Raw genomic sequence first — 25,878 nt, 5'->3', positions numbered from 1 at the left:
TCTGGCTCCTTAACGAATAATCATGTCGTCACGATGCACGGCAACCGGGCCATACTCGTAACCCAGAATGGCGTCGATCTGCTGTGAGTGGTGACCCGCAATACGGCGCAGAGCATCGCTGTTGTAGCGGCTGACGCCGTGAGCGATGTCGCGACCTTCAAGGTTACGGATACGGATCACTTCACCACGTGAGAAGTTGCCTGTCACGTTTTTAATTCCTTTAGGAAGCAATGAACTCCCTCTTTCCAGAATCGCGGCGGTCGCCCCTTCATCCACGGTCAGTTCACCTGCCGGCGGCGCGCCGAAAATCCAGCGTTTGCGGTTTTCCAGCGGGGATTCCTGGGCGTGGAAGCGCGTGCCGACGGAAATGCCTTCCATCACGTCGCCAATGACGCCAGGACGGCTGCCCGCCGCAATGATGGTGTCGATCCCGGCGCGGCAGGCCACATCCGCCGCCTGCAGTTTAGTGCCCATGCCGCCCGTTCCCAGGCCAGAGACGCTGTCGCCGGCGATGGCGCGCAGCGCATCGTCAATGCCGTGTACATCGGTAATCAGTTCAGCTTCCGGGTTGGAGCGCGGGTCTGCGGTAAACAGCCCCTGCTGGTCGGTCAGGAGCAAGAGCTTGTCGGCACCGGCCAGGATCGCCGCCAGCGCAGAGAGGTTATCGTTGTCACCCACTTTGATTTCAGCGGTAGCCACGGCGTCGTTTTCGTTAATCACCGGGACGATATTGTTGTCCAGCAGCGCGCGCAGCGTATCGCGGGCGTTCAGGAAGCGTTCTCTGTCTTCCATATCCGCGCGCGTCAGCAGCATCTGCCCGACGTGAATGCCATAGATTGAGAACAACTGTTCCCAGAGTTGAATGAGTCGGCTTTGTCCCACGGCGGCCAGCAGCTGTTTAGAGGCGATCGTCGCGGGGAGTTCGGGGTAACCCAGATGTTCACGCCCGGCGGCAATCGCCCCGGAGGTCACAATAACAATACGATGCCCTGCGGCATGCAGCTGAGCGCACTGACGTACAAGCTCAACAATGTGGGCGCGATTTAGGCGGCGCGATCCGCCTGTTAAAACACTGGTGCCGAGTTTTACCACCAGCGTCTGGCTGTCACTCATGATTCTCTGCCGTTCAACGATAAGGGAAAGTGATGTCGAACGAACGTTTTAACAGGTGTCAGGCCCGTTGCCAACTGCCACAGCACATCGCGAAACACTTTGTTGCGCGGGATCAGGAAGCGTAGCGGCGGATTTTGACAATTTTATTACCGAAATAATAAATCACAGTTTTTTAAAATTAATCTTAATTTGTCATAAAAGTTTCATTCCGTAACGTTAAAACCCTTTCTGTTTTTTCACGGGACTTAAGCATGAGCTTATCGTCCAGCGAATTTTTAAGCGCGTTTATAAGACAGGATCGAAAATGAAAAAGAGCACTCTGGCATTAATGGTTATGGGCGTTGTGGCTTCCGCATCTGTTCACGCTGCCGAAGTTTATAATAAAAACGGCAACAAACTGGACGTGTACGGCAAAGTTAAAGCAATGCACTACATCAGCGACGACGATTCAAAAGATGGTGACCAGACATACGTGCGTTTCGGTTTTAAAGGTGAAACTCAGATTAACGATCAGCTGACGGGCTATGGCCGTTGGGAAGCGGAATTTGCGGGCAACAAAGCAGAGAGCGATTCCACTCAGAAAACGCGTCTGGCATTCGCCGGTCTGAAGCTGAAAGACTTTGGTTCTCTGGATTACGGTCGTAACCTGGGCGCGCTGTATGACGTGGAAGCGTGGACCGATATGTTCCCTGAGTTTGGCGGCGACTCTTCCGCGCAGACCGATAACTTCATGACCAAGCGTGCAAGCGGTCTTGCCACTTACCGTAACACCGACTTCTTTGGCGCGGTTGATGGTCTGGATATGACCCTGCAATATCAGGGTAAAAACGAAAACCGCGACGTCAAAAAACAGAACGGTGACGGTTTTGGTACGTCTCTGACCTATGACTTTGGCGGCAGCGATTTCGCGGTAAGCGGCGCGTACACCAACTCTGACCGTACCAACGCGCAGAACCTGCTGACCCGCGGCGAAGGCAAAAAAGCCGAAGCCTGGGCAACCGGTCTGAAATATGATGCGAACGATATCTACCTGGCGGCGATGTACTCCGAAACCCGCAATATGACCCCAATTTCTGGCGGCTTTGCCAATAAAGCGCAGAACTTTGAAGTGGTCGCACAATATCAGTTCGATTTCGGTCTGCGTCCATCCCTGGGTTATGTCCAGTCTAAAGGCAAGGATATCGAAGGCATTGGCGATGAAGATCTGGTGAAATATATCGACGTCGGCGCGACCTATTATTTCAACAAAAATATGTCCGCGTTTGTTGATTATAAAATCAACCAGATTGATGACGATAACAAACTGGGCGTGAGCAGCGATGATATCGTTGCCCTGGGTATGACCTACCAGTTCTGAGTCGGCAGTAATAAAAAAACCGGCATTAAGCCGGTTTTTTTGTGCCCGGTGGCGCTGCGCTTACCGGGCCTACGGGATCATCACCCGGCATTATTTCATCTTTACGCCGTCAATTTCGCCTTTTCACTGGAAAAATCATCCGCAGGCTCAAGCTTCAGGTCCAGCGTGGCCAGTAAATCGCGCGCCTTGTCGTGGAACTCTTTCAGGGTATATTCCAGGCGGTCAATCACTTCCTGATCTTTGATGGTGGTGGCCTGCCAGTTGCCGTCTTTATTAAACAGGCCAAACTGGTAGCTATAGGTAAAACGTTTCTCTTCTGCTTCCATTTCCATCCACCAGCCCCAGAATTCACGTTTTTCGGGTGCAGGCTTCACGTTGACGCATACAGCCAGGCAGTCGAAAAAAAAGCGATTCTCTTCACACTGCTCTTCTCGAATATACGGGCCAAGAGCCATGAACTTCTTAATCAATCTACTTTTCGGGTGTCCACTCGGTAACGTCATTACGATCTCCTTTTGTGAAGCCACTGTTTTACCAAACCATCAAAATTTAGCAATCTCTTAACACAATCTCTGGGCGATCCAACGCGTAATCTCTTTTAACGCTTTGTCAAAATTCTGATACACCGGGCTGAAGGGAACTTCGAGCAATTTACCATCCGCAGATGACGATGTGATTAAGCGTGACTCCTCTTCCGGGCTGAACGGATCGTTTTTCCAGAAGCCGGACAGCATCGGCGTTGGACACCGGCGTCCCAGCAGGCCCTGCGTTTTTAACGAATAGCGATTGAGTTCCACGCGCAGCGCTTCGTCTGAAGCATCATGCATGCCAAGGCGGCTGGCCAGCACGTCGAGGTACATTTCCGGCACGCTGCCCTGACGGGCAGGATCGCTGAGCAGAGCGTGAACCACCGGCCCAAGACAGGCTACGGCCTTCAGGCGTGACGCCTCAAGATAGGCCAGACGCACGGCCACGTTCGCCCCAAAGCGGAAACCAAACGCCGCGACGCGGGTGTGGTCGACCCAGGGAATGTTTTCCAGCGCTTTCAGCGCATGCTGGTGCAGAAGACTGGAATCCTGCGTCAGTTTCCATTTAGAGGAAAAACCGATAGAGGGCATATCAAGCGTCAGCATCGCGATCCCTTTTGGGGCGAAGTAACGCTCATACAGGCTGTAATAGTCGATTTGCAGCGAATCCAGCCCACCGCACATCAGCACGGTCGGAAACGGGCCGTCGCCTTCAGGCATATGCAGGAACCCGGTCACGGGCGCGCCGCCGGGAATGGTGAACTCAAGCTCGCGCATCCGGCCCGGCAAGCGTTGGGCAGCCTCTTCATAGGCACGGTTTGCCAGCGCCTGCGCCTGCTCTGCCAGTTCATCCCCTTTTAAGTGCGGATAGGCGGCAATGGCGTAAAGGTTGGCTGCGTGCAGCCAGTGCTTGCCGCTGAGGGTGGCGTCCTCTTCCTGGCTGGCTTTTTGCTGCCAGAGCATCGCCTGTTTCGACCATTCGTAGATCCAGTTGCCGCCGCGGTAACCCACCACCGTATCGTAGAGTTCGCTGTCGGTACGCTCGGCTTCACTCATGACGATACGCGCCTGCACATCGAGGATTTCACGCGGATCAATACCACGCCAGATCCACATCAGGCGGTTAATCATGCGATACCAGTGAGGCACGTTTTTACCGTCTAATGCAGACTGGACGGCAGGCTGGTTCCCCGGATTGAAGCGACGCACCAGCGTCGAGGTTTCAGGGTGCTTGAAACGGGGTTTGAAGAGTGTCTCGGTGAGATTCGCCTGCGTCATTGCGTTGCCTCCATGGATACGTCATATAGTGTCCATTGTAACGCGTGGCAGGATAAAAAGAACAACGCCCGGCATAGCCGGGCGTGTAAAGTTACGTACGGAAATTAACGGCCGGAAATAGGCGGTACGAAGACCACGCCCATGTCCCATGGCTGTTCAATCCAGGTATCCTGTGGGATATCAATCACGTAATCATCCACCAGTGGGCGGCCCGCTGGTTTCGCAAAGATGGTGACGAAGTGTGCTTTTGGGTACATTTCGCGGATAGCCACCGCGGTACCGCCGGTATCCACCAGGTCATCAATAACGATGAAACCTTCACCGTCACCTTCCGCGCGTTTCAGCACTTTCAGCTCACGCTGGTTGTCGTGGTCATAGCTGGAGATGCAGACGGTATCGACATGACGAATACCCAGCTCACGCGCCAGCAGCGCCCCCGGTACCAGACCGCCACGGCTAACGGCAATAATGCCTTTCCACTGTTCAGAAGGCATCAGACGCGCGGCCAGTTTGCGTGCGTGGATCTGCAACATGTCCCAGGTGACGACGTATTTTTCGCTCATGTGAAGTGTCCCAGCCTGTTTTTATACGGCTTAAAAAGTGTTCGAGGGGGAAATAGGTTGCGCGAGATTATAGAGATCTGACGCACTAAAAACCAGTGTTTAGCGCCCTCTGCCTGAGTTTTTACATGCTTTATGCTACCAGCCATCGGAGAAAGTGGTATTCTCAGTTGCATCTCGCAAGCCTGACTTGTGGTAACTATTAACCTGCTAACCCTGTGACCTGCAACTCGCTTTGCAGGGCATCGACAAGGAGACTTATCGTGTCTGAACTGTCTCAATTATCTCCCCAGCCGCTGTGGGATATTTTTGCCAAAATCTGCTCCATTCCACACCCGTCTTACCATGAAGAACAGCTTGCCGAACATATTATGGGTTGGGCGAAGGAAAAAGGTCTGCACGCTGAACGCGACCAGGTTGGCAACATTCTGATCCGCAAACCGGCGACCGCAGGCATGGAAAACCGTAAACCGGTTGTGCTGCAGGCGCACCTGGACATGGTGCCACAGAAAAACAACGACACCGTTCACGACTTCACGAAAGACCCGATCCAGCCGTACATCGACGGCGACTGGGTGAAAGCGCGCGGTACCACGCTGGGTGCAGATAACGGTATCGGTATGGCCTCTGCGCTGGCGGTACTGGCGGACGACAGCGTTCAGCACGGTCCACTGGAAGTGCTGCTGACCATGACCGAAGAAGCGGGCATGGACGGTGCGTTTGGTCTGCAGGCGAACTGGCTGCAGGCGGATATTCTGATCAACACCGACTCCGAAGAAGAAGGCGAGATCTACATGGGCTGCGCGGGCGGGATTGATTTTATCTCTACCCTGCCGCTTTCCCGTGAAGCGGTACCTGCTGGCTTCCAGACCTTCAAGCTGACGCTGAAAGGGCTGAAAGGCGGCCACTCCGGCGGTGATATTCACTTAGGCCTGGGCAACGCCAACAAACTGCTGGCACGCTTCCTGGCGGGCCACGCGGCTGAGTTGGACCTGCGTCTGGTCGATTTCAACGGCGGTACGCTGCGCAACGCAATTCCGCGTGAAGCGTTCGCGACGGTAGCCGTTCCAGCCGCCAAAGCGGACGAGCTGAAAAAGCTCTCCAGCGTCTATCTGGATATCCTGAAAAACGAACTGTCCGCGAAAGAGAAGAACCTGACCGTGGTGCTGGAGTCCGTGTCCACGGATAAAGCCGCGCTGACCACCCAGTCTCGTGACACCTTTATTCAGCTGTTAAACGCGACGCCAAACGGCGTGATCCGCAACTCAGACGTCGCGAAAGGCGTGGTTGAAACCTCTCTGAACGTGGGCGTGGTCACCATGGGCGACGACAGCGCAGAGATCATCTGCCTGATCCGATCGCTTATCGACACCGGTAAAGAGTATGTGGTGAGCATGCTGGAATCTCTGGGCACGCTGGCCGGAGCGAAAACCTCTGCCAAAGGCAGCTACCCAGGCTGGCAGCCGGACGCAAGCTCTCCGGTGATGGCACTGGTGCGTGAAACATACCAGCGTCTGTTCAACAGCACCCCGAACATTCAGGTGATCCACGCGGGTCTGGAATGTGGTCTGTTCAAGAAGCCGTACCCGAACATGGACATGGTCTCCATTGGGCCAACCATTACCGGGCCGCACTCGCCGGATGAGCAGGTTCACATTGAAAGCGTGGGCCATTACTGGACCCTGCTGACTGAACTGCTGAAAGCGATTCCTGCTAAGTAATACCCTCACCCCAGCCCTCTCCCTTTGTACGGTCCGGGGACATAGTGAACACTTGTTCGGGGACATGGTAGACACTTACAACTAAGGCATAAGAACCCGTTTATGGAGTCGCTTATGCCCTGGGATGCGAGAGATACCATGTCATTACGTACTGAGTTTGTTTTGTTCGCCTCGCAGGACGGGGCGAACATCCGTTCCCTCTGCCGTCGCTTCGGCATTTCACCTGCCACCGGCTACAAGTGGCTTCGCCGCTGGAGGGAGGAAGGGGCCGCCGGCCTTCAGGACCACCCGCGCATACCGCACCATTCCCCGAACCGCTCGTCTGACGACATCACTGCCCTGCTGCGTATGGCCCATGACCGCCATGAACGCTGGGGCGCACGCAAGATAAAGCGCTGGCTCGAAGACCAGGGGCACCGTATGCCCGCCTTCAGCACCGTTCATAACCTGATGGCCCGTCACGGCCTGCTGCCGGGCACTTCTCCGGGCATTCCCGCCACGGGGCGGTTCGAACATGACGCGCCGAACCAGCTCTGGCAGATGGATTTTAAGGGCCACTTTCCCTTTGGCGGTGGCCGCTGCCATCCGCTCACCCTGCTGGATGACCACTCCCGTTTTTCCCTGTGCCTGGCGCACTGTACCGATGAACGGCGTGAGACCGTGCAGCAGCGGCTGGTCAGCGTGTTTGAACGCTACGGCCTGCCGGACCGGATGACAATGGACAACGGCGCCCCGTGGGGAGACACCACCGGCACCTGGACGGCACTGGAGCTGTGGCTGATGCGCCATGGTATCCGGGTGGGGCACTCCCGGCCGTATCATCCGCAGACGCAGGGCAAGCTGGAGCGTTTTCATCGCAGCCTGAAGGCAGAGGTGCTGCAGGGTAAGTGGTTCGCGAACGAGGGCGAACTGCAGCGCGCCTTCGACCACTGGAGGACGGTCTATAACCTTGAACGCCCGCATGAGGCGCTGGACATGGCGGTACCGGGCTCGCGGTATCAGCCGTCTGCACGGCAGTACAGCGGCAACACAACGCCCCCGGAATACGACGAGGGCGTGATGGTCAGGAAAGTGGATATCAGCGGAAAGCTGAGCGTGAAAGGGGTAAGTCTGAGCGCAGGCAAGGCATTCAGGGAAGAACGGGTCGGGCTGAAGGAGATGCAGGAAGACGGCCGCTACGAGGTGTGGTGGTACAGCACAAAAGTGGGGGTGATCGACCTGAAGAAAAAGTCGATCACCATGGGTAAAGGATGTTAAAAAGTGTTCACCATGTCCCCGAACACCTGTCTACCATGTCCCCGGACTGTACACCCTGTGGGCTGAGGGTTCCCCAGAAAAATGAAAAGCACGATGAAGTGTGATCTACTGGTTGCGCTAACAAATCAGAAGAGACCTCATCGTGCCTTTACAGACAGTCTGCCAGAAATTTTTCTCCGCGTCTTTACCGGACGTTCACAGCTTCCGGATTAATGTCCTTGTTTCCATGGCCGTTGCCCTCACGCACGGTGCGGATCTGACCCTGACCAGCCTTGGTCGCACTCTTCCCGGCAGGGCGCACGTCAAAAATAAAATTAAACGTGTTGACCGTGCCCTGGGTAATACCGCCCTTCACCGGGATATTCCCCGTATTCAGCACCTGCTCACACATACCATCACCTCCCTGATGCCCTTCTGTGTGATTGCTGTCGACTGGACAGGCTGGCATGACAGGAACTGGTATCTTCTGCGGGCAAGCCTGGTCTGTAATGGTCGCTCACTGCCGCTTATGAGTGAGGTTGTCCCCGCAGAGCTGGCGCAGAACAGCGATGTACAGTGCCGCTTCCTTGACCGCCTGCATGATGCCATCCCGAAAGATAAAGCCGTCACCATCATTACGGATGCAGGCTTCCGGACAGACTGGTTCCGGCATGTCAGCCAGCTGGGCTGGAGCTTCACCGGCAGGGTCAGGGGCTGCATCAGCTTCCGGCTGGATGGAGATAAAAAGTGGATGAAAATCAGTGAGCTTGAGGCTACCGGACAACCGGTCTGCGTGGGTTACGGTGTCCTGTCCCGTAAACCACGAACGCCCTGTTACGGCCGGTTCTATCTGCATAAGCGCCCTGACGCAGGGCGTCAGGGAAAAGGGGGGATGCCGAAAACACAGCGGGAACACCGCAGTAGCGCGCGGGAGCCCTGGCTGCTGTTCAGTAATGCAGAGGGACTGGAGCCGCACCAGATAATGGCCCTGTACAGCCGCAGAATGCAGATAGAACAAAACTTCCGGGACGACAAAAGTCCACGCTTCGGGTTCGGTCTGAGGCTGAGCCGGAGTCAGGGAAAAGGGCGACTGGAAGTGCTGAATATGGTCGCGGCAATGGCAAGCCTGGTGATGTGGCTGGCAGGTTACAGGGCAGAAAGGCAGTGTTTACACTGGCACTATCAGGCAAGCAGCATCAGGCACAGACGGGTTCTGTCATACCTGAGTCTGGCGGAAGAAGTCATCCGGCATGAGCCCGGGAAAGTAAGACGGCTGAATATAGTTAACGAGATGAAAAAGCTGGGAAAAGAGTACAGTAATATGGTCATGGTGGCATGACCATATTACTGGGGATCCCTCAGCCCTTTGGGAGAGGGTGAACAACGTCGCGCCACTGGCCTTTTTACAATCCCAATACCAGCTGACGTTCCAGCTGCGGATCCAGCAAGGTAACGTGTAACCCCACCAGCCTGACCCCTCGCCCGCCCCGACGTTCATCCCAGGCCCTTTTCGCCGTCGCGATGAGATCCTCTTTATTCAGGCGCGGCCAGACATGCTCCTGAGTCGTCTGCTGAAAATCATTGAACTTAAGCTTCACGCCCTGACGGGCAATCAGCAGGTCCGGTTTGACCTTGATTAAGCGCCGTTCCAGCTCAGGATAGAGCTGCTCCGTAATGATGGTTTCGCATTCAGACCAGTCATGAATATCTTCAATCAGTGTGCGTTCAACCCCGACCGACTTTCGCAACCGCTCGCTGCTGACACTGCGCTCGTCTATCCCCTGACTGCGCTCCCACAGCACGCGGCCAAATTTTCCAAAGCGTTTAAGCAGCATGGCTAAATCGCTGCGCTGCACATCTTCGCAGGTTCGCAACCCCATGCTTTCCAGCTTTGCCGCAGAGACTTTGCCTACGCCCGGGATTTTGCCGAGCGGCAGCGTTTTTAAAAACGCCGGGACCTCTTCCGGGGTAATAACGTACTGGCCGTCGGGCTTGTTGAGATCGGACGCTATTTTGGCGAGGAATTTCACCGGTGCGACACCTGCCGACGCGGTCAGATTCAGTTCCAGGAAGATAGTCCGGCGGATCTCCTGCGCCATCAGCGTCGCGGAGCCGTGACAGTGCACGCTGTCGGTGACATCAAGATAAGCTTCGTCCAGCGACAGAGGTTCAATCAGTGAGGTGTAGCGAGAGAAGATTTCGCGGATATGCAGGGACGCTTCTTTGTACGCCTCAAACCGACCGGGTAAAAGCGTGAGATGAGGACAGAGCTTAAGGGCCATGGCGGTAGGCATGGCGCTGCGCACGCCAAATTTGCGCGCAGGATAGTTGGCGGTGCTGATTACACCGCGCTGGACACGGCTACCGCCAATGGCAATAGGAATATCCCGCAGCGCCGGGTTGTCACGCATCTCCACTGCGGCAAAAAAACAGTCCATATCGACATGGATTATTTTGCGCATCACGACCACCACACATGTATTTATATACAGTATATCAAAGTCTAAAAAATGCGACAGCAGATTTACCTTCTCTTATTTGTCATAAAAATATGATACAAAAAAACAACACGTAACTTGTTGTATATATTAATTTTTTATGTGAATAAGGATATAAATTCATGAGAAAAATACTCGCGCTCTCTCTGCTGCTCGTGACGGGAACGAGCTTCGCTGGCCCACAGATCGTTGCCCACCGGGGCGGAACAGCCGATGCGCCAGAAAACACAGTACAAGCGATCAAACTGGCCTTAGAGAATCAGGCTCAGGCAGTCTGGATAACCGTGCAGCTCAGTAAAGATGGCGTTCCGGTCCTGTATCGTCCTTCTGATTTAAAAGCGCTGACGAACAAAACAGGCAAAATCTCGGACTACACGCTTGCGGAGTTATCGGCGGTTGACGCTGGCTGGAGCTGGGGCGGTGAAACCCATCCGTGGCGTGGCAAAGGGGTGACGATCCCCACCCTGAAAAGCGTGCTGGAAACCTGGCCACAAACCCGGTTTTATATTGATATCAAATCACCTGACGCCGATCCGGCCACGATGGGAAAAGCGCTTCTTGCGGTGCTTAATGAGACCCAGAGTCTGGGGCGGGTGAGGGTTTATTCTACTGAGGACCGTTATCTTGCCTCGCTTCCGGCAGCAATCCCACGCTTTGTTACCCGCAGTCAAACGCGCTCCAGGCTGGTAACGGTATCGCTGAGCCACCAGTGCCTGCCACCAGAGCAGACGATGCAGGAGTACTGGTACGCGCTAGAGCTGAACAGAACCGTTGACGTGGTTGAGAAATTTACCCTTGGTGAAGGGGTGTCCCACTCAACCCTCACATGGGATAAAGAATCCATGGACTGTTTCCGCTCGCAGGGCAACAGTCACGTTATCTTGCTGGGCGTGAACACCGCCGAAGATTATAAAAAGGCAGAGGCGCTGCAGGCGGATGCGGTGATGGTCGACTCGCCCGCCGCCGCAAAAGCGTGGGCTAAATAAGCCAGCAGGCCGCAATAATGCGGCCTGCTGTTATCGTTACGTCGCGATTTACAAAATTCGGCGCTGCTGCTCCCGCGCCATCCTTTTTTTACGGGCATCGCACGGTTCCGGGCAGTCGCAGACTTTTTCCATGCCAATGGACGAGATCCCACCGCAGCTGCCCTGAATGCTTTTGCGCTTGATGATCCAGCCTAACGACATGCCGAATATGACCAGTACAAAGACCGCGAAGGTTGCCAGAAACGTCAGCATCATCAGCCTCCAAAATCATCCAGCAGGATGTTCTCATCTTCCACGCCCAGATCTTTAAGCATCTTGATCACGGCGGCGTTCATCACTGGCGGACCACACATATAAAACTCGCAGTCTTCCGGCGCAGGATGCTGTTTGAGGTAGTTTTCATACAGCACGTTGTGGATGAAGCCCGTATGGCCGGTCCAGTTATCTTCCGGCTGCGGATCGGAGAGCGCCACATGGAAGGTGAAGTTAGGGTTTTCACGCGCCAGCTGTTCGAACTCATCATCATAGAACATCTCACGCAGCGAACGCGCCCCGTACCAGAAGCTGATTTTACGCTGACTGCCAAGCCGCTTGAGCTGGTCGAAGATGTGCGAACGCATCGGCGCCATACCTGCACCACCGCCGATAAATACCATTTCGGCATCGGTCTCTTTCGCAAAGAACTCGCCAAACGGGCCGGAGATGGTTACCTTGTCGCCCGGTTTTAATGACCAGATATACGATGACATGATGCCCGGCGGCGCATGCGGTACCGCTGGCGGCGGCGTGGCGATACGCACGTTAAGCATGATGATACCCTTCTCTTCCGGGTAGTTCGCCATGGAGTAAGCACGAAGCGCGGGCTCTTTAACCTCAGAGACAAAGCGGAAGAGGTTGAATTTATCCCAGTCGGCACGGTATTCATCAGGCACATCGAAGTCAGCGTAGGCTACGGTGTGCTCCGGGCATTCAATCTGGATATAGCCCCCCGCCCGGAACGGAACGCTCTCTCCTTCAGGCACCCGCAGTTTAAGCTCTTTGATAAACGTGGCTTTGTTATCATTGGAGATAACTTCGCATTCCCATTTTTTAACGCCGAAAATCTCCTCCGGCAGTTCAATTTTCATGTTCTGGCGCACCGCGACCTGACAGGCCAGACGGCAGCCCTCTTTCGCCTCACGCTTGGTGATGTGCGACAGCTCAGTGGGCAGAATATCGCCACCGCCCTCTTTCACCTTTACGCGGCACTGCCCGCAGGAGCCACCGCCGCCGCAGGCCGAAGAGACGAAGATGCCGTTGCCGGCAAGCGTATTCAGCAGTTTATCGCCGGCTGGCGTGCGGATCTGGTTTTGCGGTTCATCGTTGATATCGATAATGACATCGCCGGAATTCACCAGCTTCGCACGCGCCACCAGAATCAACCCCGACAGCACCAGTACAATCAGCGTGAACATCGCCACGCCAAGCATAATTTCCATCAGTTAGCCCTTATAGCTGCACACCGGAGAAGGACATAAAGCCCAGCGCCATGAGACCGGTGGTGATAAAGGTGATCCCTAAGCCACGCAGGCCTGCAGGCACGTTGGCATATTTCATTTTTTCGCGGATCCCCGCCATGGTGACGATAGCCAGCATCCAGCCGATCCCGGAGCCGAAACCATACACAATTGATTCGCTGAAGTTGTAATCACGCTGAACCATAAACGAGACGCCACCGAAGATGGCGCAGTTCACCGCAATCAACGGCAGGAAGATCCCCAGTGCGTTGTAGAGTGACGGGAAATACTTATCAAGGATCATCTCAAGGATTTGCACCAGCGCCGCAATCACACCGATAAAGGTGATGAAGTTCAGGAAGCTGAGATCCACCCCCTCCACCAGCGCGCTGTCGCGCAGGACAAAGTTGTACACCAGGTTGTTGATCGGCACCGACAGGCCAAGCACCACGGTAACCGCTATGCCCAGGCCAAATGCTGTCGATACCTTTTTGGACACGGCAAGGAACGTACACATGCCGAGGAAGAACGCGAGCGCCATGTTTTCAACAAACACCGCGCGCACAAATAAACTCAGGTAATGAGCCATTGTCGGTTACTCCTTTTCCTGCTGTTCTGGCTTCAGGGTACGAATTAGCCAGATCAGCAAACCGATAATGAAAAATGCGCTTGGAGCCAGCAGGAACAGGCCGTTTGGCAGATACCAGCCGCCGTTCTGTACCGTGTCCAGCACCGTGATGCCAAACAGCTTACCGCTGCCAATCAACTCACGCAGGAACCCTACGGACAGCAGGATCACACCGTAGCCGAGGCCGTTGCCGATGCCGTCCATAAAGCTCGCCAGCGGGGGCATTTTCATGGCATAGCCTTCTGCACGTCCCATCACGATACAGTTGGTGATAATCAGGCCCACAAATACCGAAAGCTGTTTCGATATTTCATAGGCAAAGGCTCGCAGCAGCTGATCGACCACGATCACCAGCGAGGCGATGATCGCCATCTGCACGATGATCCTCACGCTGTTGGGGATATGGTGGCGGATCATCGAGATAAACATGCTGGAAAACGCGGTAACCAGCGTTACTGCCAACGTCATCACCACCGCCGTTTCCAGCTTGGTGGTCACCGCCAGGGCTGAACACACACCCAGCACCTGCAGCGTTATCGGGTTATTGGCTAAAAGTGGGCCAATCAGCACCTTTTTAACTTCTTTCAATTCACCCGTATCAGCCATGGTTCAGCGCTCCTTCACGTACATTTTTCAGGAAAGGACCAAAACCGAGTTCGCCCATCCAGAAATCAAAACTGTGCTGCACCCCTTTGGAGGTGAGCGTGGCCCCGGATAGGCCGTCAACAGCATAGACATCGTCAGGACGCGCAGACCCTTTCATCACCTTCAGCGCAGGCGCTCCGCTGTCGTCGAGCACTTTCTTCCCGACAAACTGCGCGCGCCAGTTAGGGTTCTCCACTTCACCACCAAGCCCCGGCGTTTCACCCTGGTCATAGTAGGTGATGCCTTTCACGGTGCGGCCATCCGTATCAAGCGCCACGAAGGCGTACATCATTGACCACAGGCCGTTGCCGTAGATGGGCAGTACCACTTCCTGCACCTGTTTTTGCTCATCACGTACGAGGTAGATTTCAGCCAGATTGCTGCGACGCTTAATACCCGCCGGATCCTGAGATGCGCCCAGCGTCATGCTCATCTGCGGGTCTTTTAATGCCAGCGCCTGGTTATATTTCGCCGGATCTTTATCCAGCAGTTGACCCGTTTTTAAATCCACCAGACGCGCGGTAATGCGCTCAGCAAAGACGGCCGACACATCGTCTGCACTCATCCCTTCCTGCATCAGCCCGGCGACGGCCAGGATGTTGCGCTGTTTATCCAGCGCGCGCTGCTCCTGCTGTCGCGGCTTTAACCCCACGGCAGAACCAGCCACCACAATGGAACAGACCAGACACAGGACCAGCACCACCAGCAGCGTTTTGCCGATGCTGTCGTTATTTTTGATTTCAGCCACGTGCCTTCCTCCGCTTAATGTTGGCGCGCACGACCAGATAATCGAACAGTGGTGCAAACAGGTTGGCAAACAGAATGGCCAACATCATCCCTTCCGGATAGGCCGGGTTGACCACACGAATCAGGACACACATCACCCCGATGAGCACGCCATAGCTCCATTTCCCTCTGTCAGTAAAGGAAGCTGAAACCGGATCGGTAGCCATGAACATCATGCCGAAGGCGAAACCGCCCAGCACCAGATGCCAGTACCAGGGCATGGAGAACATCGGGTTGGTGGCGGAACCGATAAGGTTGAACAGTGTGGCAGTCAGCACCATGCCGATCATGACACCGGCGACAATCCGCCAGGAGGCCACGCGACCAAACAGGATGATCGCCCCGCCAATCAAAATCATCAGCGTGGAGACCTCCCCAATGGAGCCCGGGATGTTGCCCATAAACGCATCAAACCAGGTCACGGGTTGGCCTGTCGCATTGTTCACCAGCGTTTCACCGCCGTGCGCCGCCCATTGTGAAAGCGGTGTCGCCCCAGAGAAGCCGTCCGCAGCGGTCCAGACCAGATCGCCGGAAATTTGTGCCGGATAGGCAAAGAACAGGAACGCACGCCCTGCCAGCGCAGGGTTGAGGAAGTTACGCCCGGTTCCCCCGAAGATCTCTTTCGCGATGACCACACCAAAGCTGATCCCCAGCGCGGCCTGCCAGAGCGGTAACGTTGGCGGGACAATCAGGGCAAACAGAATGGAAGTAACAAAGAAGCCTTCGTTGATCTCATGTTTACGAATAATGGCAAACAGCACTTCCCAGAACCCACCCACGATAAATACCGTGATGTAGATCGGCAGGAAGAACACCGCCCCCAGCGTCATCATGCTGATCCAGCCCGCGTCTGGGGCAAAACTTACGCCAAGCGACTGTGCCAGACGGTAATGCCAGTCAGACTGGATCACCTGCGCCAGTTGCTGAGCATCGTACAGATGATGCAGCGCCGGAATGGTCTGCAGCCCCACGTTGTACATGCCCCAGAACATTGCCGGGAAGACGGCAAACCAGACCAGAATCATCATTCGCTTCAGGTCGATGGCGTCACGAACGTGCGCCGCGCCTTTCGTCACCAGACCTGGCGTGTAGAAAATGGTCGTCGTCGCTTCATACAGCGGGTAGTACTTCTTCAGTTTACCCTCGGTAAAATGCGGCTCTATTTTTTCAAAGAGGTGTTTTAAGCCCATGGTTATCCTTCCTGCTCAATGCGGGTTAACACCTCGCGCAATACCGGTCCATATTCGTATTTTCCCGGACAGACATAGGTACAGAGCGCCAGATCTTCTTCGTCCAGCTCCAGGCAACCCAGCGCCTGGGCGCTGTCGGTGTCCCCGGCAAGCAGATCGCGCAGCAGCACGGTGGGCAGAATATCGAGCGGCATTACACGCTCGTAGTTGCCAATCGGCACCATGGCACGCTCACCGCCGTTTGTGCTGGTGGAGAAGTTGAACAGCTTATGACGCAGGAAGTGGCCGAGCGTGGTGCGGGTGACGGAATACTTTTCTGCACCTGGCAGCACCCAGCCGAAGAGCTCTTTCTCACGCCCTTCCAGCACAATGCTCACCTGCAGATGGAAGCGCCCCAGATAGGCCTGCGGCCCAACGGCATGACGGCCGCTGAGTACCGAACCGGAAATCAGACGGTTTTCACCCGCTTTGGTTTCGTCGTCCAGCAGTTCATTGATATCCGCACCCAACAGCGTTGTCACCAGGCGCGGGTTTGCCGCCTGCGGCCCGCCAATCGCGATCACTCGCTCTGTGCAGAGCTTACCGGTGGTAAAGAGTTTGCCGATGGCAATCACGTCCTGATAGTTAAGGTGCCAGACCTGTTTTGTCAGGCTGACCGGCTCAAGGAAGTGAATATGCGTTCCCGCCAGCCCCGCCGGATGCGGGCCTGCAAATTCATTAAACGTCACCTGTCCCTGCGGATGGCCGCCAAGTTTACCGGCACTGGCCTGGCACACGTGGACTTTCCCGGGCGTCAGCCGCGTGAGAACGGTCAGCCCGGCATCAAAAGCCTGACGTTGTGCCAGAATAACCGGCTGCGGGTCTGCACTGAGTGGGTTGGTGTCGATTGCCGTAACGAAGATAGCGGCCGGAACCGTGCCAGGCACAGGCGTTTTGCTGAAAGGGCGTGTGCGAAATGCGGTCCACAAACCGGCGTCCAGCAGTTGCGCCTGAACGGTTTCACGGCTCAACGCCGCGAGGTCTGCGGCCTCATAATGGGCAAACTCACGCTGTTCATCCCCTTCAATGCGGATAACTACCGACTGCAACACGCGACGTTCGCCACGGTTGATCGCCACAACGGTGCCGCTGGCAGGGGCGGTAAACATCACGCCGGGATTTTTTTTATCTTCGAAGAGCGCCTGCCCTTTAATGACGCGATCGTCCTGCTGGACCAGCATTGAGGGGCGCATCCCCACGTAATCGTCGCCCAGAATGGCAACATGGCGAACGCTTGCGCCTGCCGAAACGTGCTGTTCGGGCACGCCTGCGATGGGCAGGTCAAGTCCTTTTCTTATTTTAAACATGTGGTTAGCAAGTTTCCGTGAACAACTATTCTGAGGGCGTGAAGTGTACCATTTCCGGCGTTTTCCGGGCAGATAAAACGCCGCTGCAGGTGTCAAATTGCGAACTGATACGCAAAGTTCCTGGAGCCAGCGCGATTTTGATGGGTTATAAAGTAAAACTAATTTGTAAACTAACAGCTCCGCTCTTGCGAAAATCTATAGCGGTGCTAATGTGAGCGCTCCTAACAGATTAATCTGATTTCGGGTCTCTTTTGCCGTTCTGGCAAGTTGGTCTTAGTTTTATCAAGGAACTTGTAGTATGCGTAAAATCGCATTGTTCATTGCGATGCTCCTGATTCCGTGCGTGTCGTTTGCCGGGCTGCTCAGCAGCAACAGTTCAACCACGCCTGTGAGCAAAGAATATAAACAGCAGCTAATGGGATCCCCCGTTTATATTCAAATCTTCAAGGAAGAACGCACACTCGACCTGTTTGTAAAAATGGGTGAGACATATCAGCTGCTCGACAGCTACAAGATTTGTAACTACTCCGGTGGTCTGGGGCCAAAACAGCGTCAGGGCGATTTCAAAAGCCCGGAAGGGTTTTACAACGTTCAGCGTAACCAGCTAAAACCGGATAGCCGTTTCTATAAAGCGATTAATATCGGCTTCCCGAATGCCTTTGACCGTGCGCACGGTTACGAAGGTAAATATCTGATGATCCACGGTGCCTGTGTGTCCATCGGCTGTTACGCGATGACCGATTCCGGCATTGATGAGATTTTCCAGTTTGTCACGGGCGCACTGGTCTTTGGTCAGCCAAACGTTCAGGTCAGCATCTATCCGTTCCGCATGACCGATGCCAACATGGCGCGTCACAAGTACTCTTACTACGCGGATTTCTGGAAACAGCTAAAACCGGGCTATGACTATTTCGAGCAGACGCACAAGCCGCCTGTCGTCTCGGTTGTGGATGGCCGTTATGTGGTCAGCAAACCACTAAGCCACGAAGTTGTCCACCCACAGCTGGCATCAAATTACACGGTCCCCGAGACAAAATAATACCCACTCGCCTGGCATAATCTTCTGCCAGGTCTCGTTGCCGGTCAGCGGCTGCGTGGCGATAACAGTGACCACATCATTTGGTGTGGTCTCTTTCTGAAAATCAATTTCCACATCCTGATCGAGCAGTTTTGCCACGCCAAACGGTGCACGGCGGGTGATCCAGAACAGGTTCGTCGAGCAGAACGCCATCACATAGCGCCCGTCAGACAACAGCATGTTAAACACGCCCTTCTCGCGCAGTTCAGACGCCAGCGACGCAATGTATTTAAATACCGCAGCCATGTTGCCAGGGGTGCGCGGATAACGCTCTGTTAGCTTATGCAGCAGCCAGCAAAAGGCTTTTTCGCTGTCGGTTTCGCCAACCGGGCGAAAATTACCGGTCTCCAGCGACTTATAGCCCGTAAGTTGCCCGTTATGCGCGTAGGTCCAGTTACGGCCCCACAGCTCACGGGTAAACGGATGGGTGTTTTCGAGCGCCACTTCGCCGCGGTTTGCCTGACGAATATGGGCGATTACCGAGCAGGATTTAATGGGGTAATCCTGCACCAGTTTGGCAATCGGTGAGTTAAAGCTGGGTTGTGGATCCTTGAACGTGCGACACCCTTTGCCTTCGTAGAAGGTGATACCCCAGCCGTCTTTATGCGGCCCGGTTCCCCCACCGCGCTGTACCAGCCCGGTGAAACTAAAGCAGATATCGGTTGGCACATTGGCGCTCATCCCGAGCAGTTCGCACATAGATTACCTCCACTCCACAACTGCGGGGGGCACCGGTGCCCCCCAGCGAAGCCTTACTTAACCATCTCTTTTTCGATCAGCTGGATCAGGATGTGGATCACTTTGATGTGAATTTCCTGAATGCGGTCAGCATAACCGAAGTGCGGAACACGGATTTCAACGTCCGCGGTACCGTCCATCTTACCGCCATCTTTGCCCGTCAGGGTGATGACTTTCATCCCTTTTTCACGCGCCGCCGCAATCGCTTTGATCACGTTACCAGAGTTGCCCGAAGTGGAGATACCCAGCAGCACGTCACCTTCACGACCAACCGCTTCAACGTAGCGGGAGAAGATGTAGTCGTAACCGAAATCGTTGCCCACGCAGGAGATGTGGCTCACGTCGGAGATCGCAATCGCCGGGTAGCCCGGACGGTTTTCACGATAACGCCCGGTCAGCTCTTCTGCGAAGTGCATAGCGTCGCAGTGGGACCCCCCGTTACCGCAGGAGAGCACTTTGCCACCGGCTTTGAAACTGTCGGCCAGCAGGACCGCCGCGCGCTGAATAGCGTGAATATTGGCATCATCTTTCAGAAAGTTAGCCAGCGTTTCCGCCGCTTCGTTCAGTTCGTTACGAATAAGATCCTGGTACATGAGGATAATCCTTCAGTATTGATGAGATAACACAGTGGAGTGTACCGGATAGCAATAAAAGCGAGAAGCTAAAGGCATGCGAATCGTCTGACGTTTTGTGTTTTCGTGCCGGCAAACAAACGAACAATGTGAACCAGGTTGTAATTATTTTGTAAACACATTGCTAAAGGAAATAACATCAACTACAACCATATCATCACAAGTGGTCAGACCTCCTACAAGCAAGGGAGCTTTTCTTTATGATGATTTTGAGCATTCTCGCAACCGTTGTCCTGCTCGGTGTGCTGTTCTATCACCGTGTAAGTTTATTCCTGAGCAGCCTGATTCTTCTGGCCTGGACGGCTGCGCTTGGCGTCGCAGGTCTCTGGAATATCTGGCTTTTAGTGCCGCTGGCCATCATCCTTCTGCCGTTTAACTTTGCCCCGATGCGTAAGTCGATGATCTCCGCGCCGGTATTCAAAGGTTTCCGCAAAGTGATGCCACCGATGTCGCGCACCGAGAAAGAAGCGATTGACGCCGGTACCACCTGGTGGGAAGGCGATCTGTTCCAGGGCAACCCGGACTGGAAAAAACTGCATAACTACCCGCAACCGCGTCTGACAGCGGAAGAACAAGCCTTTATTGACGGCCCGGTAGAAGAAGCCTGCCGTATGGCCAATGACTTTGCCATCACCCATGAAATGGCCGACCTGCCGCCGGAACTGTGGGCATACCTGAAAGAGCATCGCTTCTTCGCGATGATCATCAAAAAAGAGTATGGCGGTCTGGAATTCTCCGCGTACGCTCAGGCTCGCGTGCTGCAAAAACTGGCTGGCGTCTCCGGGATCCTGGCGATCACCGTGGGCGTACCTAACTCCTTAGGCCCGGGCGAACTGCTGCAGCATTACGGTACAAAAGAGCAGAAAGATCACTATCTGCCGCGTCTGGCACGCGGTCAGGAAATTCCATGCTTCGCACTGACCAGCCCGGAAGCGGGTTCCGATGCAGGCGCCATCCCGGATACCGGTGTGGTCTGCATGGGCGAATGGCAGGGCGAACAGGTGCTGGGTATGCGCCTGACCTGGAACAAACGCTACATTACGCTCGCGCCTGTCGCTACCGTGCTGGGCCTGGCGTTTAAACTCTCCGACCCGGAAAAACTGCTGGGTGGTGAAGAAGATCTGGGCATTACCTGTGCGCTGATCCCCACCTCTACCCCGGGCGTTGAAATTGGTCGTCGCCACTTCCCGCTGAACGTGCCGTTCCAGAACGGTCCGACCCGCGGTCAGGATATCTTTGTCCCGATTGATTACATCATCGGTGGGCCGAAAATGGCCGGTCAGGGCTGGCGTATGCTGGTGGAATGTCTGTCCGTTGGTCGCGGCATTACTCTGCCGTCGAACTCAACCGGCGGGCTGAAATCGGTGGCGATGGGGATTGGTGCCTACGCGCACATCCGTCGTCAGTTCAAAATCTCCATCGGCAAGATGGAAGGGATCGAAGAGCCGCTGGCGCGTATCGCAGGCAACGCCTACGTGATGGATGCCGCCGCGTCGTTAATTACCTACGGCATTATGCTGGGTGAAAAACCGGCCGTACTGTCCGCGATTGTGAAGTACCACTGCACCCACCGCGCACAGCAGTCGATCATTGATGCAATGGATATCGCAGGTGGTAAAGGCATTATGCTCGGCGAAGGCAACTTCCTGGCGCGTGGCTATCAGGGCGCACCGATCGCCATCACCGTAGAAGGGGCAAACATCCTGACCCGCAGCATGATGATCTTCGGCCAGGGGGCGATTCGCTGCCATCCGTACGTGCTGGAAGAGATGGCCGCCGCGCAGAACAACGACGTGGATGCCTTCGACAAGCTGCTGTTCAAACACATCGGTCATGTAGGCAGCAATAAAGTGCGCAGCTTCTGGCTGGGTCTGACCCGCGGGCTGACCAGCGCCACGCCAACCCATGATGCGACAAAACGTTATTACCAGCATCTGAACCGGCTGAGCGCCAACCTGGCGCTGCTGTCCGACGTCTCCATGGCAGTGCTGGGCGGTAGCCTGAAGCGTCGCGAGCGCATCTCTGCCCGTCTGGGTGATGTGCTGAGCCAGCTCTACCTGGCTTCTGCGGTACTGAAACGCTACGACGACGAAGGCCGTCAGGAAGCGGATCTGCCGCTGGTGCACTGGGGGGTGCAGGATGCGCTGTATCAGGCCGAGCAGGCGATTGACGATCTGCTGGTGAACTTCCCTAACCGTCTGGTGGCAGGTGCCCTGCGCGTGGCGATCTTCCCGACCGGTCGTCATCATCTGGCGCCGTCTGACAAGCTGGATCATAAAGTGGCGAAGATCCTGCAGGTACCGAGCGCAACCCGCTCACGTATCGGCCGCGGTCAGTATCTGGCGCCAACGCCACATAACCCGGTGGGTCTGCTGGAAGAGGCGCTGCTGGACGTGATGACCGCCGACCCGATTCACCAGAAGATCTGTAAACAGCTGGGCAAAAACCTGCCGTTTACCCGCCTGGATGAACTGGCGAAACAGGCGCTGGCGGGTGGCATCATTGACAACAGCGAAGCCGCACTCCTGGTGAAAGCCGAAGAGAGCCGTCTGCGCAGCATTAACGTCGATGATTTCGAACCGGATGAGCTGGCGACACAGCCGGTAAAGCTGCCGGAGAAACACCGCAAACCTGAAGCCGCTTAACGCGTTTCGTCCTGAAAAACCCCGCCACGTGCGGGGTTTTTTATTGCCATCTTTTCTCTTTATGTCGTGCTACAGTGTCAAAAAGGGTCGTTTGAGGAGTCTGAATTGTGCCTGGTCTGAAGATTTCTATTTTGCAGCAACCTTTAGTGTGGATGGATGGCCCTGCCAACCTGCGCCACTTTGATCGTCAACTGGAAGGCATTACCGGGCGCGATGTGATTGTCCTGCCGGAGATGTTCACCACGGGCTTCGCGATGGAAGCCGCACAACAGTCGATGCCGCAGGATGAGGTGGTCGCCTGGATGCACGCCAAAGCGCAGCAGACCAACGCGCTAATCGCCGGGAGTGCCGCCCTGCAAACGGAACGCGGCCCGGTGAACCGCTTCCTGCTGGTTGAGCCGGAGGGGAAGGTCCATTTTTACGATAAGCGCCACCTGTTCCGCATGGCCGATGAGCATCATCACTACGAAGCAGGTCATGAACGTGTGGTGTTTGAATGGCGCGGCTGGCGTATTCTGCCGCTGGTCTGCTACGACCTGCGCTTCCCGGTCTGGTCGCGCAACCGCAACGATTACGACCTGGCGCTGTATGTCGCCAACTGGCCTGCGCCGCGCTCCCTGCACTGGCAGTCGCTGCTGGTGGCACGCGCAATTGAAAACCAGGCGTACGTGGTGGGGTGTAACCGCGTGGGAACAGACGGCAACGGACATCACTACCGGGGCGATAGCCGGGTGGTGAATCCGCAGGGCGAGATCATCGCCACCGCCGAACCGCATCAGGCGACGCGCATTGATGCCGAGCTGTCGTTGACGGCGCTAAAGGAGTATCGCGAGAAGTTTCCGGCGTGGCAGGATGCGGATCCGTTTAGTATTGGGTGACATTTTCCCCTCACCCCAACCCTCTCCCAAAGGGAGAGGGAGGATAAAAGATCAACTCACCAGCGCCTGCCCGTCTTTGCGGCTCTCCGTCGCGGCCACGTAGTGCCCTTCCGGCATCCGGTAAATCACCTGCGCACCGCCAAAGTTATACTCCTGGAGCGGATCTTCCACGACGATGTGGTGGCCACGTTCACGCAGGGCAGCAATGGTGTTGCGATCGAACGTCGATTCGACGATCACCTCCCGGCCCTGCACCACGCGCCAGCGCGGGGCGTCGATTGCCGCCTGCGGGTTTTGCCCGTGCAGCATGATCCGCAGCGCCATCTGCATATGCCCTTGCGCCTGCATTGGCCCACCCATCACACCAAAAGACATCAGCGGCTGGCCGTTGCCGTCCATCGCAAAACCCGGAATGATGGTGTGGAACGGACGCTTGCTGCCCGCCAGCGCGTTCGGGTGCTTCGGATCCAGCACAAATCCGCAGCCGCGGTTTTGCAGGCTGATGCCGGTATCCGGTACCACAATCCCTGAACCAAAGCCCATATAGTTGGACTGGATAAACGAAACCATCATCCCGCTGGCATCCGCGGTGCTGATGTAGACCGTGCCGCTCTGCGTCGGCGAACCGTACTCAAAATCCGAGGCTTTATCAGGGTCGATAAGCGCCGCGCGCGATTTCAGATAATGGTCGCTCAGCAGCTCTTTAGCCGCAAACTCCATGTGCGCTTCATCCGCCACGTAGCGGTCGAGATCCGCCAGCGCCAGCTTCATCGCCTCAATGGATAAATGCAGGGATTGCACGGAGTCCGGATGATGGTGCTCAATGCCGCACTGCTCCAGAATGCCGAGCGCAATCAACGTGGCGATCCCCTGCCCGTTCGGCGGCAGCTCCTGCACCGAACCGCCGGCAAAGTCACGCGACAACAGATCCACCCAGTCCACACGATGGTTCGCCAGATCCTCAGCCGTCAGATGTGCGCCGTGCGCTTTGGCGAAGGCGGCAATTTTCTGCGCCAGCTCGCCCCGGTAAAACGCCTCGCCGTTGGTTTTTGCAATCAGCTCCAGCGAGTTCGCCTGCGCCGGGTTACGAAAGATCTCCCCTACGCGCGGGGCGCGGCCTTCCGGTGCGAAGCAGGCGCTAAAGCCCGGCTGGTCTTTGAGCTTGTTATAACCGCGCTGCCAGAGATGGCCAATCAGCGGCGAGACCGGGAAACCGTTACGCGCATACTCAATGGCAGGCTGCGCCAGCGTGGTCAGCGGCAGCGTGCCAAAACGTTCCGCCAGCGCCACCCAGCCCGATACCGCACCGGGCACGGTTACCGCATCCCAGCCGATTTCCGGCATCGCCGTTTTGCCAGCGAACAGATCTGCATGCCAGCTCGCAGGCGAACGGCCAGAGGCGTTCAGGCCGTGGAGCTTTTCACCATCCCAGACGATGGCGAAGGCATCGCTGCCAATCCCGTTACCGGTGGGTTCAACCACCGTCAGCGCCATCGCGGTGGCGACAGCCGCATCAACGGCGTTGCCGCCCAGCTGCAGCATCTTCATCCCCGCCTGCGCCGCCAGCGGCTGCGAGGTGGCTACCGCGTTATGGCCCATCATCGGCGGGCGTCGTGAAGCGTAACCGGACGTAAAATCAAGCGCTTTGGTCATCATGACTCCTTAGTCGTGGCGCGGATCGAGCGCATCGCGCAGCCCGTCGCCGAGTAAATTAAAGCCCTGCACGGCAAGGAAAATCGCCACGCCGGGGAAGACGGACATCCAGGGCGCCTGCTCAAGGAAGCCTTTGGCGGTGTTAAGCATTGAGCCCCAGGAGGGGTTTGGCGGCTGCTGCCCCAGACCCAGAAACGAGAGACTGGCTTCGGCGATAATCGCCGAGGCAATGGCCAGCGTGGCCTGCACCAGAATGGGTGACATGACGTTCGGCAGGACATATTTGATGATGATCCAGCGATCCGGCAGGCCAATTGCCCGCGCGCCGTCGATGTACTCTTCGTTGCGAATGGCGATCACCTGGCCGCGCGTGAGACGGGCGAAGATCGGCATCGCGGAAAGGCCAATGGCGATCATGGCGTTGGTCAGGCTTGGCCCTAAAAACGCCCCGAGGGCGATCGCCATGATCAGAAACGGACAGGCCAGCAGCGCTTCGATAACGCGTGAGATCACCCCATCCCACATCTTCTGAAAGTAACCAGCCACCAGCCCCAGCGGCACGCCGATGACCACGGCGATGACTACCGACATACACCCCGCCATCAGCGAGGTTCTGGCTCCCCAGATAATGCGGGATAAAATATCGCGCCCCAGCTCGTCGGTACCGAACCAGTACATCGCCGAGGGCGCTTTACGCACCGCGAGGAAATTCGCCTTCACCGGATCGAACGGCGCGATCCACGGCGCCAGCAGCGCCACCAGCACAAAGAAGCCCACAATCACCGCGCCGATCACCGCGCTTTTATTGGCGAGAAATTTTTTCAGCACCCGGTTCTGCGCGCGGGGCAGAACCGGCGCAACGGTTTGAGTTGTCAGTTCCGCCATGG

24 protein-coding genes are annotated in these 25,878 nt (G+C 56.0%); 8 read left to right on the top strand and 16 right to left on the bottom strand.

Annotation, left to right across the window (positions count from 1 at the left end; translation table 11 throughout):
• Positions 1 to 9: 9 nt before the first annotated feature.
• On the bottom strand, positions 10 to 1,113 hold the full coding sequence (gene proB, locus ACQG2G_RS04420) for a glutamate 5-kinase (RefSeq protein WP_013095745.1): 1,104 nt from the start codon (positions 1,111 to 1,113) through the stop codon (positions 10 to 12).
• A 304-nt stretch (positions 1,114 to 1,417) separates the two neighbouring features.
• On the opposite strand from proB, the gene phoE reads away from it, so the two are divergent.
• On the top strand, positions 1,418 to 2,470 hold the full coding sequence (gene phoE / locus ACQG2G_RS04415) for a phosphoporin PhoE (protein ID WP_013095744.1): 1,053 nt from the start codon (positions 1,418 to 1,420) through the stop codon (positions 2,468 to 2,470).
• Between the two features lie 101 nt (positions 2,471 to 2,571).
• Here phoE and crl read toward each other — a convergent pair whose 3' ends face one another.
• From crl to gpt, 3 genes are all read right to left on the bottom strand, one after another.
• On the bottom strand, positions 2,572 to 2,973 hold the full coding sequence (gene crl, locus ACQG2G_RS04410) for a sigma factor-binding protein Crl (protein ID WP_023620943.1): 402 nt from the start codon (positions 2,971 to 2,973) through the stop codon (positions 2,572 to 2,574).
• Between the two features lie 57 nt (positions 2,974 to 3,030).
• Positions 3,031 to 4,275 carry an esterase FrsA gene (gene frsA, locus ACQG2G_RS04405; RefSeq protein ID WP_023620942.1) on the bottom strand — a complete coding sequence of 415 codons (1,245 nt, stop codon included), beginning with the start codon at positions 4,273 to 4,275 and terminating at the stop codon, positions 3,031 to 3,033.
• Between the two features lie 104 nt (positions 4,276 to 4,379).
• On the bottom strand, positions 4,380 to 4,838 hold the full coding sequence (gene gpt / locus ACQG2G_RS04400) for a xanthine phosphoribosyltransferase (protein WP_003863205.1): 459 nt from the start codon (positions 4,836 to 4,838) through the stop codon (positions 4,380 to 4,382).
• A 260-nt stretch (positions 4,839 to 5,098) separates the two neighbouring features.
• Here gpt and pepD point away from each other — a divergent pair, with 260 nt between their 5' ends.
• From pepD to ACQG2G_RS04385, 3 genes are all read left to right on the top strand, one after another.
• The gene (pepD, locus tag ACQG2G_RS04395; RefSeq protein WP_020686318.1) at positions 5,099 to 6,556 is read left to right on the top strand and encodes a cytosol nonspecific dipeptidase; all 1,458 of its coding nucleotides are present in this window, start codon (positions 5,099 to 5,101) and stop codon (positions 6,554 to 6,556) included.
• A gap of 114 nt (positions 6,557 to 6,670) precedes the next feature.
• On the top strand, positions 6,671 to 7,813 hold the full coding sequence (locus ACQG2G_RS04390; RefSeq protein ID WP_426722958.1) for an IS481 family transposase: 1,143 nt from the start codon (positions 6,671 to 6,673) through the stop codon (positions 7,811 to 7,813).
• Positions 7,814 to 7,955: 142 nt separating this feature from the next.
• Entirely contained in the window at positions 7,956 to 9,131 is a 1,176-nt protein-coding gene (locus tag ACQG2G_RS04385) for an IS4 family transposase (RefSeq protein WP_038418736.1), read from the top strand.
• Positions 9,132 to 9,195: 64 nt separating this feature from the next.
• Here the strand turns inward: ACQG2G_RS04385 and dinB are convergent, their stop codons facing one another.
• Positions 9,196 to 10,254 (bottom strand): DNA polymerase IV, encoded by a 1,059-nt coding sequence (gene dinB, locus ACQG2G_RS04380; protein WP_061771730.1) that lies wholly within the window; start codon positions 10,252 to 10,254, stop codon positions 9,196 to 9,198.
• 158 nt (positions 10,255 to 10,412) lie between these two features.
• Here dinB and ACQG2G_RS04375 point away from each other — a divergent pair, with 158 nt between their 5' ends.
• Entirely contained in the window at positions 10,413 to 11,276 is an 864-nt protein-coding gene (locus ACQG2G_RS04375) for a glycerophosphodiester phosphodiesterase family protein (protein ID WP_061771731.1), read from the top strand.
• A gap of 48 nt (positions 11,277 to 11,324) precedes the next feature.
• Here ACQG2G_RS04375 and nqrM read toward each other — a convergent pair whose 3' ends face one another.
• Genes nqrM through ACQG2G_RS04340 form a run of 7 tightly spaced genes read right to left on the bottom strand, consistent with a single transcriptional unit; the run spans position 11,325 to position 17,367 of the window.
• Positions 11,325 to 11,531, bottom strand: a complete 207-nt coding sequence (nqrM, locus tag ACQG2G_RS04370) for a (Na+)-NQR maturation NqrM (protein ID WP_020686315.1) — start codon at positions 11,529 to 11,531, stop codon at positions 11,325 to 11,327.
• Positions 11,531 to 12,754 (bottom strand): NADH:ubiquinone reductase (Na(+)-transporting) subunit F, encoded by a 1,224-nt coding sequence (gene nqrF / locus ACQG2G_RS04365; protein WP_013095735.1) that lies wholly within the window; start codon positions 12,752 to 12,754, stop codon positions 11,531 to 11,533. Before nqrF ends, nqrM begins: the two co-directional genes overlap by 1 nt.
• A gap of 10 nt (positions 12,755 to 12,764) precedes the next feature.
• Positions 12,765 to 13,361: an NADH:ubiquinone reductase (Na(+)-transporting) subunit E gene (gene nqrE, locus ACQG2G_RS04360; RefSeq protein ID WP_013095734.1), complete on the bottom strand. Its 597-nt coding sequence runs from the start codon at positions 13,359 to 13,361 to the stop codon at positions 12,765 to 12,767.
• Positions 13,362 to 13,367: 6 nt separating this feature from the next.
• Positions 13,368 to 14,006, bottom strand: coding sequence for an NADH:ubiquinone reductase (Na(+)-transporting) subunit D (locus tag ACQG2G_RS04355; protein ID WP_013095733.1), 639 nt, complete (start codon positions 14,004 to 14,006; stop codon positions 13,368 to 13,370).
• Positions 13,999 to 14,793 carry a Na(+)-translocating NADH-quinone reductase subunit C gene (locus ACQG2G_RS04350; protein ID WP_061771732.1) on the bottom strand — a complete coding sequence of 265 codons (795 nt, stop codon included), beginning with the start codon at positions 14,791 to 14,793 and terminating at the stop codon, positions 13,999 to 14,001. Before ACQG2G_RS04350 ends, ACQG2G_RS04355 begins: the two co-directional genes overlap by 8 nt.
• Positions 14,786 to 16,021, bottom strand: a complete 1,236-nt coding sequence (locus ACQG2G_RS04345) for an NADH:ubiquinone reductase (Na(+)-transporting) subunit B (protein WP_013095731.1) — start codon at positions 16,019 to 16,021, stop codon at positions 14,786 to 14,788. The genes ACQG2G_RS04350 and ACQG2G_RS04345 overlap by 8 nt, the downstream gene beginning before the upstream one ends.
• Positions 16,022 to 16,023: 2 nt before the next feature.
• The gene (locus ACQG2G_RS04340) at positions 16,024 to 17,367 is read right to left on the bottom strand and encodes a Na(+)-translocating NADH-quinone reductase subunit A (protein WP_020686313.1); all 1,344 of its coding nucleotides are present in this window, start codon (positions 17,365 to 17,367) and stop codon (positions 16,024 to 16,026) included.
• A gap of 298 nt (positions 17,368 to 17,665) precedes the next feature.
• Here ACQG2G_RS04340 and dpaA point away from each other — a divergent pair, with 298 nt between their 5' ends.
• Complete coding sequence (gene dpaA, locus ACQG2G_RS04335; RefSeq protein ID WP_013095729.1) at positions 17,666 to 18,406, top strand: peptidoglycan meso-diaminopimelic acid protein amidase; 741 nt, start codon at positions 17,666 to 17,668, stop codon at positions 18,404 to 18,406.
• Here the strand turns inward: dpaA and ACQG2G_RS04330 are convergent.
• Positions 18,377 to 19,144: a class II glutamine amidotransferase gene (locus tag ACQG2G_RS04330; protein ID WP_013095728.1), complete on the bottom strand. Its 768-nt coding sequence runs from the start codon at positions 19,142 to 19,144 to the stop codon at positions 18,377 to 18,379. The two genes, dpaA and ACQG2G_RS04330, sit on opposite strands and share 30 nt — an antisense overlap.
• Positions 19,145 to 19,197: 53 nt before the next feature.
• The gene (lpcA, locus tag ACQG2G_RS04325; RefSeq protein ID WP_013095727.1) at positions 19,198 to 19,776 is read right to left on the bottom strand and encodes a D-sedoheptulose 7-phosphate isomerase; all 579 of its coding nucleotides are present in this window, start codon (positions 19,774 to 19,776) and stop codon (positions 19,198 to 19,200) included.
• A gap of 239 nt (positions 19,777 to 20,015) precedes the next feature.
• Between lpcA and fadE the strand changes: the two genes are divergently transcribed.
• Both fadE and ACQG2G_RS04315 read left to right on the top strand, forming a co-directional pair.
• On the top strand, positions 20,016 to 22,460 hold the full coding sequence (gene fadE / locus ACQG2G_RS04320) for an acyl-CoA dehydrogenase FadE (RefSeq protein WP_061771815.1): 2,445 nt from the start codon (positions 20,016 to 20,018) through the stop codon (positions 22,458 to 22,460).
• A 107-nt stretch (positions 22,461 to 22,567) separates the two neighbouring features.
• On the top strand, positions 22,568 to 23,338 hold the full coding sequence (locus ACQG2G_RS04315; protein ID WP_061771816.1) for an amidohydrolase: 771 nt from the start codon (positions 22,568 to 22,570) through the stop codon (positions 23,336 to 23,338).
• 51 nt (positions 23,339 to 23,389) lie between these two features.
• On the opposite strand, the gene ACQG2G_RS04310 is transcribed toward ACQG2G_RS04315, so the two are convergent.
• On the bottom strand, positions 23,390 to 24,991 hold the full coding sequence (locus tag ACQG2G_RS04310) for a gamma-glutamyltransferase family protein (protein WP_020686309.1): 1,602 nt from the start codon (positions 24,989 to 24,991) through the stop codon (positions 23,390 to 23,392).
• A gap of 9 nt (positions 24,992 to 25,000) precedes the next feature.
• Positions 25,001 to 25,876 carry an ABC transporter permease gene (locus ACQG2G_RS04305; protein ID WP_013095723.1) on the bottom strand — a complete coding sequence of 292 codons (876 nt, stop codon included), beginning with the start codon at positions 25,874 to 25,876 and terminating at the stop codon, positions 25,001 to 25,003.
• Positions 25,877 to 25,878 lie beyond the last annotated feature (2 nt).

This window comes from Enterobacter cloacae complex sp. 382A5, assembly GCF_050031095.1.
GTDB classification, from domain to species: Bacteria; Pseudomonadota; Gammaproteobacteria; order Enterobacterales; family Enterobacteriaceae; genus Enterobacter; species Enterobacter cloacae.
This window is presented reverse-complemented; position numbering and strand designations above follow the sequence as displayed.